Origin of the sequence: Devosia sp. 67-54, from assembly GCF_001899075.1 — a bacterium.
Lineage (GTDB): Bacteria > Pseudomonadota > Alphaproteobacteria > Rhizobiales > Devosiaceae > Devosia_A.
Map to the genome: position 1 here is coordinate 112,706 of NZ_MKVA01000005.1, position 15,564 is coordinate 128,269.

A 15,564-nucleotide genomic window follows, 5' to 3' on the forward strand; every position below is an offset into this window, starting at 1 on the left:
TCACGACAAAGCGTGTCACTTATCATCCTTCTTGCCCAGCACTTTGCGCAGCATGGCGGCCATCGGGCCTTCGTCCGGCAGCTTGATCGGACGCGGCCTGGGGCGGGCGGCGTGGATGTGGGACTGGCCGGCAGGCGCCTTCTGGCGCGTCGGGTCGGCGGTGGTTGGGCGCTCGTCGCGGTCGGCGGCGTCGCCGCTGACGGCGATGGCGAGCTTGTTCATCAGCGTGTTGTCGTCGCCCTTGACCAGCAATTCGGCATTGTCGGCTAGGGCGCCGAGCAGCGGTTCGAGCCAATCGAGGTCGGCCTTGGAGAAATCGCCCAGCACCCAGGGCATGACCCGGTCCTTGTGGCCTGGATGGCCGATGCCGAGGCGGACGCGGCGATAGTCGGTGCCGATGCGCGGGTCGATCGAGCGCAGGCCGTTGTGGCCGCCATTGCCGCCGCCGCGCTTGATGCGCGCCTTGCCGGGCACGAGGTCGAGTTCGTCGTAGACGATTGTGATGTCGGCAGGGGTGAGCTTGTAGAACTGCGCCGCCGCCTCGACGCTCTCGCCGGAGGAGTTCATGAAGGTCTGCGGCTTGAGGATGAGCACGCGCTCGCCACCGAGCGAGCCCTCGGAGACGAGGCCCTTGAATTTCTCGCGGAAGGCGGGAAAGCCGTGGCGCCGGGCAATCTCCTCGACGGCGAGGAAGCCGATATTGTGGCGGTTGCGGCTGTATTTGTCCCCCGGATTGCCGAGGCCGACGATCAAATGCATCGCCTCGCTCCGGGGGCGGTGGACAGGGGCGGCGCAGGGGCCGCCCCGTCCGACTTACTTCTTGGCGGGGGCGGCCGGAGTCGCGCCCTTGGCCGGCGCCGCAGCCTGGGTCGCGCCAGCGGCTGGCGCCGCGGCGGCTTCGGCGGCAGGCGCCGCGGCCTCATCGGAGCGCAGCGCCGACGGCGCGGCGACGGTCGCGATGGTGAGGTCGGTCTCGTGCGTGCGCACCGAGGCCCCGGCCGGCAGGGTGATCGCCGACAGGTGGATGGTGTCGCCGATATCGCGGCCGGTCAGGTCGACCGTCAGCGCTTCCGGAATGGCATCGGCCGGCACCGACAGCTCGAGCGTATGGTGCACGATGTTGAGCACGCCGCCCTTCTTGATGCCCGGGCTCTGCTCCTGGTTGATGAAGTGGACCGCCACCTGCACGTTCAGCTTGGTGTGGGCGCCGACGCGGAGGAAGTCCACGTGCATCGCCTTGTCCTTGACCGGATCGAGCTGGTAGTCGCGCGGGATCACGCGGTGCTTGGTGCCGTCGACGTCCAGCGTGATGACGTGGCTCAAAAAGCCGCCGGCATAGATGGACTTCATCGCCTCGTTGTACGAGATCGAGATGGGGGTCGGGTCTTTCTTGTCGCCGTAGATAACGGCGGGAATCCAGCCTTCACGACGCAGTGCACGAGCGGCCCCCTTGCCCACCCCGCTCCGCGCCTTGGCCTTCAGCTCTGCAGAAGCCATGGAACGTATCCTTGGGTTGGTGCGATGCCGGGGCATCGGAGCCCGAATACACCGCGCGCCCGTCCTCCAGGGGTGACAGGCGCTTCATGGCGCGGGTCTATAGGGGAAAGCGGGGGTTTGGGCAAGGCCGGGACAGGCATCGCGGCGCCGGGCGTGGCGGCGTTTCTGGGTGCGAAAATCATTCAACTGAATGATGCCGGTGCGGCGAGGAGCAGCTAGTCCTGTGGCCGCCATCAGCATCAGGAGGTCTCTCCCATGTTTCGCCAGGTCCTTTTTGCCGTCGCCGCCCTGTCGTTGGGGGTCGCGTCCACGCCGAGCCTGGCGAAGACCCCCGAGGACGTGTTCGCCGAGCAATGCGCGGCCCAGGGCGGCACGATGCAGGGGACGCGCTGCACGCTGCCGGATGGCAGCTATGCCGATTGCCAGTTCAACTCGTCGGCAGCGGGAGACAGCTTTACCTGCCAGTATGGCGAGGTCGGGGACGACGAGGCGCGCGCTGTGCTGAAGCACTTTCACCGACTGGTGAAGGTGCCGGTGAAAATCCTCAAGATGCCGGTCTCGCCGGGCCCGCTGGCAAAGACCATGACGAAGGCGCCGACGAAAATCGTCAAGACGCCGGGCGCGACGGCACAGGGCATGACGAAGGCGCCTGTGAAAATCGTCAAGACGCCGGACCCACTGGCGAGCGTGAAGAAGGCGCCGGCGCTGCGGACGCTCCAGGCCCCCACCAGGAGCGCGCCGTCATCGAGTGAGGCGACGGGGATGAGGACGACGCCGGCGCTGAAGGCGATGGAGGCCCCGATGACGTCCACGCCGTCGTCAGGCGACACGGGAGCGAGGACGACGCCCGGGCTTTCAACCAGCATCCCGACCCCACAGGCAACCAGCTTCGCCCCGAAGATGCAGGCGCTGAAGCGCGCGCCCTGAGCGAGGTCAGCCGTCTTGCGCCGCCGCGAGGCGCGCGCGGATACGCCGGCCTTACGCCGCGGGGGCGTAGCCCTTGGGGGCTTCCATCATCAGGCCGACGAGGTGGCCGTCCGGATCGCGGCAGAAGGCCAGCCAGAGGTCGTGGTCGGGCATCGGCGCGGTCAGATGCGGCTCGGCGACGATGTCGGCACCCCTGGCGCGGAGGTCGGCGACGGTGAGCGCGAGGTCGGCGACGCGGAAGTAGAGCGCGCCCTGGCCGGGCTCGACGGGCTCGCTACGCTCGGGCGGCGACAGCATCAGCCGCACGCCGGCGCAGTCGAAGAAGCAGAGATCGCCGTAGCGATAGAGCTTCCTGAGGCCGAGCAGGCCGCCGTAGAAGGCCTCGGACGCGTCGGTGTTGCTGACGGCGATGGCGATCTGGCCGAGTTGGCCAAGGGGCATTGGTGCTGTCCTCCCGGCGGCAGGGTAACACGGCGGCCGCCGTGCCGCAGCCCCGCTAGTGGCTGGAAAGCCGGGCCATCTGGCCGTTGAGGTAGGCGGTGACGGCGTCGTCGGTGGTGAGGCCGAGGGCGACGGTGAACGCCTCGCGCGCCTCGGCGGTGGCGCCGGTGCGGGCGAGCAGGTGGCCGCGGGCGGCCCAATAGGGCTGGTAGCCCTGCATGCGCCGGTCCTGGGCCAGCGGCGCAAGGGCGGCGAGCGCAGCGGCGGGGCCATCGACTTCGGCGAGGGCGACGGCGCGATTGAGGATCACCACCGGCGATCTGGTCAGCGCATAAAGGTGATCGTAGAGCTGCACCACGATCGGCCAGTTGGCGGCGCCGCTGAGGCGCCGGCCGGTATGGGCGGACTGGATGGCGGCCTCGAGCTGGTAGCGGCCGGTGGGACCGCCGGCATTGGCCTCGTGCAGCAATTGTTCGGCGAGACGGATCTGCGAATCGTCCCAGAGGCTTGTGTCCTGCTCTTCGAGCGGCACATAGGCGCCGTTCGCGGCGCGCCGGGCGGCCCGGCGGCTCTCGGCGTAGTACATCAGCGCCAGCATGCCCTTGGGTTCGGGCTCGGTGGGCATCAGCGAGACGACGAGGCGGCCGAGCCAGAGGGCCTCGCCGGCGATTTCGGGCACGCCCTGCTGGCCGACCTCGTTCCAGCCCTTGGCGTAGGCGGCGTAGATGGCATCGAGCACCGCCTGCATGCGCTCGCCCAGCTCTTCCTTGTCGGGGATGCGGAACGGGATTCCAGCGTCGCGGATGCGGGTCTTGGCGCGCACCAGGCGCTGACCCATGGTGGCGGGCGGCACCAAGAAGGCGGCCGAGATGTCCTCGGCGGTCATGCCGAGAATGGTCTGCAGGATCAGCGGTGCCCGCAGGCCGCGCTCGATGGCGGGGTGGGCGCAGGCGAACATCAAAGCGAGGCGGCGGTCGGGCAGGGTGGCGCCTTCTTCGCTGGCCGCCGCGATCTCGTCGGCGATGAGGGTCAAATGCTCCTCCCCGGCGGTGCGGGTCTGGCGCCGGCGGATGGCGTCGGTCTGCCGCCGGCGCGCCACGGTGAGCAGCCAGGCGTCGGGATTGTCGGGCACGCCGTCGGCCGGCCACAGCCTGAGGGCCGCGGCGAAGGCCTCGCCGAGCGCATCCTCGGCGCCGGCCACGTCGCGCGTACGTGCGGCGAGAAAGGCGACGAGGCGGCCGTAGCTCTCGCGCGCCACGCGCTCGGCGGCACGGCCGGCCTCGTCGCCATGGCTCACTTGCCCCTGGCTCCGGCGTCGACGACGGGACGGATCTCGATCGAGCCGTAGCGGCTCGACGGGCAGCGCCTGGCCCAGGCGATGGCCTCGTCGAGGTCGGTCGCTTCGACGAAGAAGTAGCCGGCGAACTGCTCCTTGGTGTCGGCGTAGGGACCATCGAGCACGTCGGCCTTGCCGTCGTGCTGGCGCACGGTCGTCGCGGCCGAACTGGGCTGCAGCCGTTCGCCGCTGGCCGCGCCGGCCGCCTTGTTCAGCGCTTCGTTGAAGGCGCCATAGTCGGCCCAGAGCTCCTTCTGGGGCGCGGCGGCGAGAGCGGCTTCGTCGTGGTGGATGAGCATCATGTAGCGCATGGTCGTCTCCGGTTGGTTGGACGGGCCATCAGGTCCCGATGCTCAAATGACGGGCCGGTCACGCCGATTTCGACTCGGTCCGGAGCGATTCAGCGCGAAATGTCGGCCAGCGGGCGCACGTCGATGGTGCCGTATCTGGCGGCGGGGCAGCGCGTAGCCCATTCGACCGCCTCGTCGAGGCTGGGCACATCGATCATGTAGTAGCCGCCCAACTGCTCCTTGGCGTCGGCATAGGGGCCGTCGAGGACCACCGCCTTGCCGTCGCGGACGCGCACGCGGGCACCGTGGCGGGTCGGCTTCAGGCGATCGCCGCCGATCCAGACGCCGGCTTTCTTCATGGCCTCGGTGTAGGCGACGAATTCCGGGCTGACGGGAGTTTCGCCCTGAGGCTCGGTGTTGAAGCGGCTTTCGTCGCCGTTGATCAAGAGCAGGAACTGCATGGTGGTCTCCTTTGTGGCGCCGGACCGACGGGCCGGCATCACAATGACGGCAGCGTCGCGAAATCTTCTACATTTCGCACGCGGATTTTTCAGTCGCCGCCGTCGCTGACCTGGCGGATCTCGACGTGGCCCCAGATCGCGGCGGGGCAGCGGGCGGCCCAGCGCTGCGCCGCCTCGAGGTTTTCGGCGCGGATCAGATAGTAGCCGCCGAGCTGTTCGCGCGTCTCGATGAAGGGGCCGTTGTGGACCTGCATCTCGCCGGCCTTGTCGAGGTTGACGATGGTCGCCGAGGTCGAGGGGCCGAGCGCCCCGTGCCCGAGATGGGCGCCGGCCTTGTCGAGCGCCGCCTTGTAGGCGTGCATTTTGTCCATCCATCTGGCCATCTGCTCGGGCGGGATGGCCTGGCCGGCGGCCTCGTCGGCGTGCAGCAGCAGCATGTAGTCGGGCATGGCGCGATCCTTTCCGTGGGCAATGTCGGCCCTCGGCACAATGTCGCGCGAAGATGGCAGATTTCGACAGCCGGCCGAACTAATGGAGCAGGCTGGAGACGCTCTGCTCGCTGGCGGTGCGGGCGATGGCCTCACCGATCAGCGGGGCGATGGAGATGCGGCGGATGTTCTGCGCCGCCTTCACCGCGTCGGTCTCGGCGATCGAATCGGTGATCACCAGTTCCCTCAGCTTGCTGCCGCCGATGCGCTCGGCGGCGCCGTTGGAGAGCACGCCGTGGCTGACATAGGCCGAGACCGAGGTGGCGCCGGCCTTGAGCAGGGCGTCGGCGGCGTTGACCAGCGTGCCGCCGGAATCGGCGATGTCGTCGATCAGGATGCAGTCGTGGCCGGCCACGTCGCCGATGATGTTCATCACCTCCGAGACGCCGGCCCGCGGGCGGCGCTTGTCGACGATGGCGAGGTCGGCGCCGATGCGCTGTGCCGTGGCGCGGGCCCGGGCGACGCCGCCCACGTCGGGCGACACGATCATCACGTTGCCCTTCTTGTAGTGCTTCTGGATGTCGCGGACCATCACCGGCGCGCCGTAGAGGTTGTCGGTCGGGATGTCGAAGAAGCCCTGGATCTGGGCGGCGTGCAGATCGAGCGTGATGACGCGGTTGATGCCGGCGGTGGTGATCAGGTTGGCCACCAGCTTGGCCGAGATCGGGGTGCGCGAGGCGGATTTGCGGTCCTGCCGAGCGTAGCCGAAATACGGCACCACGGCGGTGATGCGGCGCGCCGACGAGCGGTGCAGCGCGTCGGCGATGATCAGCAGCTCCATCAGATTGTCGTTGGCCGGAAACGAGGTCGACTGCAGGATGAACACGTCTTCGCCGCGGACGTTTTCGTGGATTTCGACGAAGATCTCGTTGTCGTTGAAGCGGCGGACCGTGCAGTCGGTGAGCGGTAGCTCGAGATAGTCGGACACCGCGGCGGCCAAGGCGGGGTTCGAGTTGCCGGTGACCAGTTTCATGGTGCCCTCGCGCCTTGGAATTGGCGGCTGTTTATCCCCCGAAGTCCACGAGCGCAATGCGCCAAATGACGGATCGATGAACGATCAGCGCAGGCCGATGATCGAGATCTGCCGGCCGGTGGCCTGGCCGTGGTGGGTGGCCCAGCGGTGCGAATAGTAGCGCTCGGGCAGCGCGTAGGTGCACAGCGCCAGATCGCCGACGAGCCCTACGCCGACGGCGAACAACTGCTCCTGCAGCAGCCCGGGGATGTCGAAATGCTCGCGCGCCTTGCCGGCCGGAATGCCGACATGTCCGGCCGCCGCGGGGTCGAGCGCGACGATCTGCGCCGCGGTCTCGGGCCCGACCTCGTAGTTGGCCCCCGAAATGGTCGGGCCGATGGCGGCGCGGATGTGCTGCGACGTGGCGCCGAGCGCCAGCATGGCCCGGACGGTGGCCGGTACGATGCCGCCGGCGGCGCCCTTCCAGCCGGCATGCGCGGCGCCGACGATCCCAGCTTCGGGATCGGCGAACAGCACCGGCGAGCAGTCGGCGGTGAGGATGCCGAGCAGCAGGTCGGGCCGGTTGGTGACCATGGCGTCGGCCTCGATCACGCCCTGCGGCCGTTCGGTGAGGGTGACCACGCTGGTCGAGTGCACCTGGCGGAACACCACCAGATCCTTGATGCCGTGCCCACCCATGGCGTAGGCGGCGCTGGAGCGGTTGGAGACGACGAGGTCGGGGTTGTCGCCCTGGCTGATCGACATGTTGTTGGAGGCGAGCTCGCCCATCGAGCGGCCGCCCTCGCGGCCGAAGAAGCCGTGGACGATGCGGTCGTCGCCGAGGACCTTGCTGATCGTATAGGGCGCCGGCATCAGAACCCCGCGGGCCGGAGGCCGGGCGAATGGGCGCACAGCACCTTGAACAGCGTGCCCATCTGGCCGGGCGAGGTGAGCCGCTCGATGGCGCGGGCGATGTTGCCGGCCTCCGCCGGGTTGGAGCGTGCCAGCGCCTTGGCGCGTTCGCCGAGCCCGAGCTTCAACAGCCATTCGCCCTGCCGGGCGAGCGGGGCGACGGCGAGGCCGGTGGCTTTCGCGGCCTCGGCGAGGACGCCGAAATTGACGTGCGCCGAGATGTCGGACTCGCCCGGCGCCTCGAGCGGATCGGCGAAGGCGTGCGCCTTCACCGCCTGCAGCGTCTCGCCGGTCTGGGTGCGCTCGTAGCCGTAGTCTATGGCGAGGATGGCGCCGCCCTGCAGGGCGACCTTGCGGCCGAGGCGCTGCATGACGTCGGTGGCGGCGGGCGACAGTTCCAGCACCTCGCCGGCGTAGGCGCCGTGGACCTCGGGCGGCGCTGCCGAATCGGCGATGGGGGTGGGGGAGAGGCCGAACGCCCGGACGCCGTCGCGCAGGCCGACGAGGCGCTCGTGCCAGCCGTCGTCGGTCTTGACGAACTGCTTGAGCGGCAGGGCGTCGAAGAATTCGTTGGCGACGACGAACAGCGGGTCGTCGCTGACGGCGTCGATTTCGCTGGCCCAGTAGGGCGAGTAGGCGCCGAGCCGGCGCTCCTGCTCGCCACGCAGCAGCTTGTTGGATTCGTAGAGCTGCAGATGCAGGGCGTTCTCGAAGCCTTCGGCGCGACTGGCGGCGCGCAGCGCGTCCTGCATCAGCGTGCCGCGACCGGGGCCGAGCTCGAGCAGCGTGAAGCTCGTCGGCTGGCCCATCTGCTGCCAGAGGTTGACGAAGAAGAAGCCGATCAGCTCGCCGAACATCTGGCTGATCTCGGGCGCGGTGATGAAGTCTCCGGCCGCGCCGATGGGGCGGCCGACGGCGTAATAGCCCTGGTGCGGATGACCGAGGCAGAGGCCCATATAGGTGGCGAGCGACATCGGGCCGGTGGCCCGGATCTGGGCGTCGATCTGCTCGGCGAGGGACAGCTCAGGCACGGGGACGGCTCATGGCATAAACGACCAGCGCCAGGCCGGCGGCGAGCACCGGCAGGCTCAGCACCTGGCCCATGGTCAGCCAGCCGGTGCCGAGCAGGTAGCCGAGCTGGGCGTCGGGCAGGCGCACGAATTCGACGACGATGCGGCTCAGCGCATAGCCGATGCCGAACACGCCGCCGGTGAGGCCGGGACGATGCAGCCAGCCGAGCCGGCGGGTGCCGAACATGATGACGAGGAACAACACGACGCCTTCGAGCCCGGCCTCGTAGAGCTGGCTCGGGTGGCGCGGCAGCGCTTCGGGGTCGGTGGGGAAGATCACCGCCCAGGGCAGGCTGGTCGGCGCGCCGTAGAGCTCGCCATTGACGAAGTTGGCGAGGCGGCCGAGGAACAGGCCGATCGAGCCGATGGCGCCGAGCAAATCGAGGCTCGACAGCACGTTGCCGCCTTTGCTGCGGGTGAACAGCCACATGGCAGCGATGATGCCGACGAGGCCGCCGTGGAAGCTCATGCCGCCGTCCCACAGGGCGATGATCTCGTTGGGATGCGCGGAATAGTAGGGCAGGTTGTAGAACAGCACGTAGCCGATGCGGCCGCCGAGCACGATGCCGATGACCGCCCAGAAGGCGAAATCCCAGATTGCCGCCGGCTCGAAGGGCGGGTGGTCGTTGGCCCACAGGTCTTTGCGCCTGAGCAGCGTGGTGGCGTACCAGGCGCCGGCGAACACCCCGGCCAGATAGGCGAGCGCGTACCAGCGGACGGCAATCGGGCCGAGCTGGATGGCGATCGGGCTGATGTCGGGGAACGGCATGGTGCGACCTATCGGCCAGCCGCCCACTCTGGTCAAGCGGGGCCGAGGGCCGTAAATAGGGGCAAATTCCGAATGGAGGCGCCAGATGGCCCAGGCCAGCAGCAGATTGTTCGACAATGTCGGGCGGATGATGAACGACGCGGCGGGCGTCGCCGACGGGGTGCGCCGCGAGGTGGAGAGCATGGTGCGGGCGCAGGCCGAGCGCTTCGTCATGGACATGAACCTGGTCAAGCGCGAGGACTACGACGCGCTGCGCGAGCTGGTGCAGACGCAGGGCGCCGAGCTGCGGGCGCTCAAGGCTGAGGTTGCCGCGCTGAAGGGCGCGGGCACTGGAGACACGCCGCCGAAGCCGTGAAGGTCGCCATCATCTCCGATGTGCATGGCAACCGCCTGGCACTGGAGGCGGTGCTCGACGATATTGCCCGGCAGGGCGTCGATGGCACGCTCAATCTCGGTGATCTGGTGAGCGGGCCGCTCGAGCCCAACTGGACCGCCGATATCCTGATGGACCTCGACTTTCCCACGGTGCGGGGCAACCACGAGCGCGCGCTGATCGAAAAGCCGCCGGAAAAGCTCGGCCCCGTCGACCGCTTCGCACAGGCGCAGATGGAGGCGCGGCACCGCATCTGGATCAACGACATGCCGGCGACGATGTCGCTGCTCGACGACGTGTTCCTGTGCCACGGCACTCCAACGTCGGACGAGGATCCCTGGCTCGACGATTGGTGGACCGGACGCACGGTCACCACGCCGGACGAGGCCACGGTGGCGGCCAAGGCGGAAGGGTTCGACTTTCCGGTGCTGCTATGCGGGCACACGCACGTGCCGCGCGCGGTGCGGCTGCGCGACGGCCGGCTGATCGTCAATCCGGGCAGCGTGGGGCTGCAGATGAACCTCGGCTCGCCGGACGCGCGCTATGCGACGATCGAGCGCCGCAACGGCAAATATTATCCGTCGTTCCACGCCGTGCCCTACGACCATTTCGGCGCCGCCCGCCAGGCCGAAGCCAACGGCTTCCCGCAATGGCGTGAGGCGCTCGTGACAGGTTGGGCGGGGGCCGAGGGGTTGTTTTGAGGCGAGTCGTTCGGCCCTCACCCGGCGCTTCGCGCCACCCTCCGCCCGGCGGGGAGAAGGGAGGCTGGCAACCGAGCCGCTACTCGCTCCAGCTCAACCTCGCGCCCCGCCACAATTCGTGGAACTCGGCGTAGGTGACGGGATCGCCATACTGCTTGTAGAGGCAGCGGCCGGAGTCGACGAGGTCGTAGGCGAACCAGCTCTTTCCGCCGGCGAGGGCGATGCGCGGCTGCATGCCGTTCCACACTTCGCCGTCGCAGGTGAAGGGCAGGGCGACGGGGCGGTCCCGAGCGGCGTCGGCGGTGGCGTCCTGCAGCGCCAGCGTCCATTGGCCGTGATCGGACTCGCAATCGCGGTCGCAGGCGAGCGTGCCGAGGTCGCCATATTGGCCGAGGAAGGCGATGCGCGGCTGGCCGCCGGGTGTCAGCGCGAGGTCGGGGCTTTCGCCGTCGCCGGTGGCGGTCACGGCGTGGCCGTTCCAGTTCTTGTCGCTGTCGCAGCCGGCATCGCACCAGAAATAGATGAGCTGGTGGGCGAGGCTCGGCTGGCTCATGTCGGAGCCGGCGAACAGTACGGCGCGCGGGCGACCGTCGGGCAGGACGTCGAGTCCCAGGTGGGGTTGGGGTAGGAGCCGTAGCCGGTGTCGATGACGCGGGTGCGCTGCCAGCGATCGAGCGAGTCGCAGCCGGCGTCGCACTGGTAGTAGTACAGCCCCTCTTCAAGCGGCGTGCCGTCCTTGTCGAGGGCGTAGACCTTGGCGAGCAGGCGCAGCTTGCCGCCCGGCGCCACGGCCAGCGCGACCTGGTCCCAGAGCTCGGTAACGTATTGGCTCGGCTTCATGGCGAGATTGGTTTCGGTCCAGTTCTCGGCATCGGTACACGCGGCGCGGCAGGTCAGGTGGAACGTGCCGTAGTGATCGGGCTCGGCGATGTAGTTGGCATCGACGTAGGCGAAATGCGGATTGCCTTCGGAGTCGATGGCGAAGCTGTGCTCGGGAATCCTGAATTCGAACAGGCCGGTGAAGGTGCCTTCGGCACTGTTGGCGACCGGAACGAGACTCCATTGCGTCCGGTCGGTGCAGCTGTCGTTGCACTCGGCGTAATAATACATGCGGCCGGCGCCGGCCGCGCCCGACCCGAAGCCGGTGATCAGCAGCCGGGGCTTGCCGTCCGGCGTCACGCCGATCTGGACGCCGATGGGCCGGCTGACCTCAAGGCTCGCCTCTCGCCAATTGCTTTCGGCTTCGCAGGCGGCGGCGCAGTAGCGATAGTACACGACGTCGCCGGTCGGCTTGTCGTAGCCGGTGAAGGCGGCGTGCAGCCCGCCCCTGGAGTCGGCGGCGATGTTGGCACTGGCCGATTCCTGTGCCGGGGCGAGGTAGCGGGCGCCGGCGAGGGCGGGCAACGCACAAAACAGGGACATCGCAGCGAGCGCGGCTGCGAAAAGACGAGTCAGACGCATGGGTTGGAGGCAGTCCTTCGGGCGGGGAGACAAGAGCGCGCGCCCGCTAGCATCGGCTGCCTGAACCGAAACTGACTGGGAGCCATCCGCGAGGTGTTCGATTGTGACACTAAATTCGTGGGGGCGGCCGGCGGCGGTTAAGATGTTTTTAACAATCGAAGCGGGATCATCCACAGAAGAAAGCCGCGATCGCGCCGCCGGGGGATTCCCCTGACTCAGTCCCCTATCTAGGTTGGCTGCAAGGCACGATTCGTAGGCGACCTGCGTGCGTAAGTTCCTTTGAGTACAGCGTTTTTCTTTCACGCTCACCCAGCGGGACCAGATGACACATCTTCACCAGTTCGAGCCCGATCGTACCGTCCATCCTGTCGACATCATCGAGCATATCGCGGCCATCAACGACTGGAGCTTCGAGCGCCAGGATACCGACGAAATCTCGATTTCGGTGCGCGGCTCGTGGAGCGACTACCACGTGTCGTTCAACTGGATGGAAGACCTCGAGAGCCTGCACATCGCCTCGGCGTTCGACCTCAAGGTGCCCGAAGCGCGGCGGCCGGAGGTGAAGCAGCTGATCGCGCAGATCAACGAGCAGCTCTGGATCGGCCATTTCGACATGTGGAACAATGAAGGCGTGGTGCTGTTCCGCAATTCGCACCTGCTGAGCGGGGGCGCCGACGTGTCGCCGCAGCAATGCGAGGCGCTGCTGAGCTCGGCCACCGAGAGCTGCGACCTCTATTACCAGGCGTTCCAGTTCGTGGTGTGGGCGGGCAAGTCGGCCAGCCAGGCGCTCGAGAGCGTGCTGTTCGAGACCGTGGGCGAAGCTTGAGCCTCAACGACATCGGGCCGGTGGTCCTGGTCGGCGCCGGCAAGATGGGACTGGCGCTGGCCAGGGGGTGGATCGCCGGCGGGCTGCCGCCGAGCCGGCTGGTGCTGGTCGATCCGTTCCCCAGCGATGCCGCGAAGGCCTTTGCGGCAGAGGTTCAGGTGCGCCTCCTGAAGAGCACGGAACATGTGCTGACGCATGTGCTGGTGCTTGCGGTAAAGCCGCAGTCGATGGCCGAGGCCATGGCGCAAGTCCAACCCAGCGTAGGGCGGCAGACGCTGGTGATCTCGATCGCGGCCGGAATCTCGCTGAAGACGCTGAGCCAGGGGCTGGGCACCGCGCGGGCGGTGCGCTGCATGCCGAACACGCCGGCGCAAATCGGCAAGGGCATCACCGGTGCGGTGGGACTCGAGATCAATGCCGCCGACCGCGAGGTGACGCAGGCGCTGCTGGGCGCGGCGGGCGACCTCATCTGGTTCGACGACGAAAGCAAGCTCGATGCGGTGACGGCGGTGTCGGGGTCCGGGCCGGCCTATGTGTTCTATCTGGTCGAGGCGCTGGCCGTGGCCGGGATGCGGCAGGGACTCGAGCCGGGGCAGGCGATGCAGCTGGCGCGGCAAACGGTGGTCGGGGCGGCCTCGCTGATGGAGGCCGATACGCAGTCGGTCTCGATTCTGCGCGAGAACGTGACGTCGCCGAAGGGGACGACGGCGGCGGCGCTGGCGGTGCTGATGGCGCCGGACGGGCTCGAGGCGCTGATGGACCGGGCGGTGCTGGCGGCGCGGATGCGTTCGGAAGAGCTCGGCCGTGGCTGAACAGGTGACCTATGACGATTTCGTCGCCGTCGACATCCGGGTGGGGACGGTGGTCGAGGCGCGGCCGTTTCCGGAGGCGCGGAAGCCGGCGATCATCCTGATCATCGATTTCGGGCCGGAGATCGGGGTGAAGAAATCCTCGGCGCAGATCACCGTGCACTACACGCCGGAGACGCTGGTCGGCCGGCAGGTGCTGGGCGTGGTCAATTTTCCGCCGCGGCAGATCGGGCCGTTCCGCTCCGAGGTGCTGACGCTGGGCTTCGAGGACGAGGCCGGCGCGATCGTTCTGGCGCAGCCGGAGCGACCCGTGCCGAACGGCAAGAAGATGCTGTAGCGGCCGCCGCATTTCGTTCGGCCGCCGTTCATCTGCGATCCCTTATCTGCCATGCTGCAGTTTTGCAGCACGGGATTGGGGACCGACATGAAGACCATTGCTCTCGCCGTTTTCGCCGCCGCCTCGCTGGTGGCGCTGCCGAGTGCCGCCATGGCGGCGTCGTGCTACGACCTCTGGTACGCCCGCAACGCCATCTACGATGCCAACGGCTTCTGCTTCTCCACCGATCTCGGAATGGAGACGTTCGACAATGACGATTGCTGGACGACGCACCCGAAGCTGTCGAAAAAGGAACAGAAGCTGGTGGCGCAGATCCAGGCGCAGGAAAAGCTCAAGCGCTGCCACGTGAACTGAGGCGGCGGCGCCCGCGGGGCGCTACAGGTCCTCGGTCAGCTTCAGGCGGTCGAGGGTCGGGCGGTCGCGGGGCTCGACCATGCCGACGAAGAATTTGAGCACGGTGCGCTTGCCGTCAGGCGGCAGCGCGGCGATGGCGGCGTCGATGCGGCTGGTCTGGGTAGCCGACAGCACCTCGAACAGGTCGCGGCCCTTCTGGGTGGCGTAGAGCAGGCGCTGGCGGCGGTCGGCGTCACCGGTCTTCTGCTCGATATAGCCGTTGTCGATGAGCTGGCGCAGGACGCGGGCGAGGCTCTGCTTGGTGATCTTCAGGATGTCGAGAATGTCGGCGACCGGCATTCCCGGCTTCAAATTCACGAAGTACAGCACGCGGTGGTGGGCGCGACCGAAGCCCTGGCGTTCGAGCAGCGCGTCGGCATCGCCGACGAAGTCGCGATAGGCGAAGAAAAACAGGCCCATGACGTCGAGCGGCATGGCGTCCGGGGTCGGCAGCTCCGAATTTATGTCAGTAGTGTTGACATTTATTTTGCCGAGTGCCATTGTTTTCCCATCGCAGTGTTTCGAAGCGTTAGCCCAGCCGCCTCTGGTTTGCCAAGGCCGGGACTGGGGTGCAAGATCGGGACACGGGGATGCGGCCTTGCGAGGGCCGGTAGGGACAGGCGAGAGGACATCATGGCTATTCCTATGGACCAGCGCGATGGCTGGATCTGGTTCGACGGCGAACTCAAACCCTGGAAGGACGCCAAGATCCATGTGCTGACGCACGGGCTGCACTATGCCAGCACGGTGTTCGAAGGCGAGCGCGCGTATGGCGGCGAAATCTTCAAGTCGCGCGAGCATACCGAACGACTGATCCGGTCGGGCAAGCAGCTCGATTTCACCATCCCCTATTCGGCCGACGAGATCGAGGCGGCCAAGCGCCTGGTGCTCGAAAAGAACGGGCTGACCGATGCGTATGTCCGCCCGGTCGCCTGGCGCGGGTCGGAGGAGCTTTCCGTTCCCGGCCGCAACAACAAGGTGCACCTCGCCATCGCCTGCTGGGTGTGGCCGTCGTATTTCTCGGTCGAGGAGAAGCTCAAGGGCATCCGGCTCGAATGGAGCAAGTGGAAGCGCCCGAGCCCCGAGACCATTCCGTCGCACGCCAAGGCTGCCGGGCTCTACATGATCTGCACGCTGAGCAAGGACGCGGCGATGGCCAATGGCTATGCCGACGCGCTGATGCTCGACTATCGCGGCTACGTCGCCGAGGCGACCGGCGCCAACGTGTTCTTCGTCAAGGGCGACGAAATCCACACGCCGACGCCGGACTGCTTCCTCAACGGCATCACGCGGCAGACGGTGATCGGGCTGGCCAAGGAGCAGGGCTACAAGGTCATCGAGCGGCACATCATGCCGGACGAGCTCAAGGGCTTCGACGAGTGCTTCCTGACCGGCACCGCCGCCGAGATCACGCCGGTGTCGCTGGTGGGCGAAAACAGCTTCAAGCCGGGCAAGGCCTGCGAGGCGCTGATCAATGCGTTCAACGCCGCGGTGATGCCCAAGAAGGTCGCGGCGGAGTAG

The 15,564-nt window shown here is 67.8% G+C and carries 22 protein-coding genes; 8 read left to right on the plus strand and 14 right to left on the minus strand.

Going from position 1 to position 15,564, the window contains the following annotated elements:
- Positions 1-15 precede the first annotated feature (15 nt).
- Together pth and BGO82_RS05495 are read right to left on the minus strand one after the other, a co-directional pair.
- Complete coding sequence (gene pth, locus BGO82_RS05490; RefSeq protein ID WP_291304557.1) at positions 16-759, minus strand: aminoacyl-tRNA hydrolase; 744 nt, start codon at positions 757-759, stop codon at positions 16-18.
- Between the two features lie 54 nt (positions 760-813).
- Positions 814-1,497, minus strand: coding sequence for a 50S ribosomal protein L25/general stress protein Ctc (locus BGO82_RS05495; RefSeq protein ID WP_291304558.1), 684 nt, complete (start codon positions 1,495-1,497; stop codon positions 814-816).
- A gap of 255 nt (positions 1,498-1,752) precedes the next feature.
- Here BGO82_RS05495 and BGO82_RS05500 point away from each other — a divergent pair, with 255 nt between their 5' ends.
- Positions 1,753-2,424 (plus strand): hypothetical protein, encoded by a 672-nt coding sequence (locus tag BGO82_RS05500; RefSeq protein ID WP_291304559.1) that lies wholly within the window; start codon positions 1,753-1,755, stop codon positions 2,422-2,424.
- 51 nt (positions 2,425-2,475) lie between these two features.
- Here BGO82_RS05500 and BGO82_RS05505 read toward each other — a convergent pair whose 3' ends face one another.
- The 9 genes from BGO82_RS05505 to lgt all read right to left on the minus strand — a co-directional run bounded on the left by BGO82_RS05505 (position 2,476) and on the right by lgt (position 9,143).
- On the minus strand, positions 2,476-2,865 hold the full coding sequence (locus BGO82_RS05505) for a VOC family protein (protein ID WP_291304560.1): 390 nt from the start codon (positions 2,863-2,865) through the stop codon (positions 2,476-2,478).
- 55 nt (positions 2,866-2,920) lie between these two features.
- On the minus strand, positions 2,921-4,162 hold the full coding sequence (locus BGO82_RS05510; protein ID WP_291304561.1) for a DUF6596 domain-containing protein: 1,242 nt from the start codon (positions 4,160-4,162) through the stop codon (positions 2,921-2,923).
- On the minus strand, positions 4,159-4,512 hold the full coding sequence (locus tag BGO82_RS05515; protein WP_291304562.1) for a YciI family protein: 354 nt from the start codon (positions 4,510-4,512) through the stop codon (positions 4,159-4,161). Before BGO82_RS05515 ends, BGO82_RS05510 begins: the two co-directional genes overlap by 4 nt.
- Before the next feature lie 89 nt (positions 4,513-4,601).
- Positions 4,602-4,952, minus strand: coding sequence for a YciI family protein (locus BGO82_RS05520; protein ID WP_291304563.1), 351 nt, complete (start codon positions 4,950-4,952; stop codon positions 4,602-4,604).
- 89 nt (positions 4,953-5,041) lie between these two features.
- Entirely contained in the window at positions 5,042-5,401 is a 360-nt protein-coding gene (locus tag BGO82_RS05525; RefSeq protein ID WP_291304564.1) for a YciI family protein, read from the minus strand.
- 79 nt (positions 5,402-5,480) lie between these two features.
- Positions 5,481-6,434, minus strand: a complete 954-nt coding sequence (locus BGO82_RS05530) for a ribose-phosphate pyrophosphokinase (RefSeq protein WP_366246939.1) — start codon at positions 6,432-6,434, stop codon at positions 5,481-5,483.
- Between the two features lie 63 nt (positions 6,435-6,497).
- Entirely contained in the window at positions 6,498-7,265 is a 768-nt protein-coding gene (gene pgeF / locus BGO82_RS05535) for a peptidoglycan editing factor PgeF (RefSeq protein ID WP_291304566.1), read from the minus strand.
- Positions 7,265-8,335 (minus strand): SAM-dependent methyltransferase, encoded by a 1,071-nt coding sequence (locus BGO82_RS05540; protein ID WP_291304567.1) that lies wholly within the window; start codon positions 8,333-8,335, stop codon positions 7,265-7,267. Before BGO82_RS05540 ends, pgeF begins: the two co-directional genes overlap by 1 nt.
- Positions 8,328-9,143: a prolipoprotein diacylglyceryl transferase gene (gene lgt, locus BGO82_RS05545; RefSeq protein WP_291304568.1), complete on the minus strand. Its 816-nt coding sequence runs from the start codon at positions 9,141-9,143 to the stop codon at positions 8,328-8,330. The genes BGO82_RS05540 and lgt overlap by 8 nt, the downstream gene beginning before the upstream one ends.
- Before the next feature lie 85 nt (positions 9,144-9,228).
- On the opposite strand from lgt, the gene BGO82_RS05550 reads away from it, so the two are divergent.
- Complete coding sequence (locus BGO82_RS05550) at positions 9,229-9,498, plus strand: accessory factor UbiK family protein (protein WP_291304569.1); 270 nt, start codon at positions 9,229-9,231, stop codon at positions 9,496-9,498.
- Positions 9,495-10,217, plus strand: a complete 723-nt coding sequence (locus tag BGO82_RS05555; RefSeq protein ID WP_291304570.1) for a metallophosphoesterase family protein — start codon at positions 9,495-9,497, stop codon at positions 10,215-10,217. The genes BGO82_RS05550 and BGO82_RS05555 overlap by 4 nt, the downstream gene beginning before the upstream one ends.
- A gap of 79 nt (positions 10,218-10,296) precedes the next feature.
- Here BGO82_RS05555 and BGO82_RS05560 read toward each other — a convergent pair whose 3' ends face one another.
- Together BGO82_RS05560 and BGO82_RS05565 are read right to left on the minus strand one after the other, a co-directional pair.
- Entirely contained in the window at positions 10,297-10,770 is a 474-nt protein-coding gene (locus tag BGO82_RS05560; RefSeq protein ID WP_291304571.1) for a hypothetical protein, read from the minus strand.
- The gene (locus BGO82_RS05565; RefSeq protein ID WP_291304572.1) at positions 10,767-11,639 is read right to left on the minus strand and encodes a hypothetical protein; all 873 of its coding nucleotides are present in this window, start codon (positions 11,637-11,639) and stop codon (positions 10,767-10,769) included. Before BGO82_RS05565 ends, BGO82_RS05560 begins: the two co-directional genes overlap by 4 nt.
- A 361-nt stretch (positions 11,640-12,000) precedes the next feature.
- Here BGO82_RS05565 and BGO82_RS05570 point away from each other — a divergent pair, with 361 nt between their 5' ends.
- From BGO82_RS05570 to BGO82_RS05585, 4 genes are all read left to right on the plus strand, one after another.
- Positions 12,001-12,504 carry a YbjN domain-containing protein gene (locus BGO82_RS05570; protein ID WP_291304573.1) on the plus strand — a complete coding sequence of 168 codons (504 nt, stop codon included), beginning with the start codon at positions 12,001-12,003 and terminating at the stop codon, positions 12,502-12,504.
- Complete coding sequence (gene proC, locus BGO82_RS05575) at positions 12,501-13,316, plus strand: pyrroline-5-carboxylate reductase (RefSeq protein ID WP_291304574.1); 816 nt, start codon at positions 12,501-12,503, stop codon at positions 13,314-13,316. The genes BGO82_RS05570 and proC overlap by 4 nt, the downstream gene beginning before the upstream one ends.
- Complete coding sequence (locus BGO82_RS05580) at positions 13,309-13,650, plus strand: tRNA-binding protein (RefSeq protein ID WP_291304575.1); 342 nt, start codon at positions 13,309-13,311, stop codon at positions 13,648-13,650. The genes proC and BGO82_RS05580 overlap by 8 nt, the downstream gene beginning before the upstream one ends.
- 87 nt (positions 13,651-13,737) lie before the next feature.
- Positions 13,738-14,004 carry a YARHG domain-containing protein gene (locus BGO82_RS05585; protein ID WP_291304576.1) on the plus strand — a complete coding sequence of 89 codons (267 nt, stop codon included), beginning with the start codon at positions 13,738-13,740 and terminating at the stop codon, positions 14,002-14,004.
- Positions 14,005-14,025: 21 nt separating this feature from the next.
- Here BGO82_RS05585 and BGO82_RS05590 read toward each other — a convergent pair whose 3' ends face one another.
- Entirely contained in the window at positions 14,026-14,478 is a 453-nt protein-coding gene (locus BGO82_RS05590; protein WP_291304577.1) for a MarR family transcriptional regulator, read from the minus strand.
- 195 nt (positions 14,479-14,673) lie between these two features.
- On the opposite strand from BGO82_RS05590, the gene BGO82_RS05595 reads away from it, so the two are divergent.
- A complete protein-coding gene (locus BGO82_RS05595; RefSeq protein WP_291305677.1) occupies positions 14,674-15,564 on the plus strand; it encodes a branched-chain amino acid aminotransferase in 891 nt (296 codons plus the stop codon).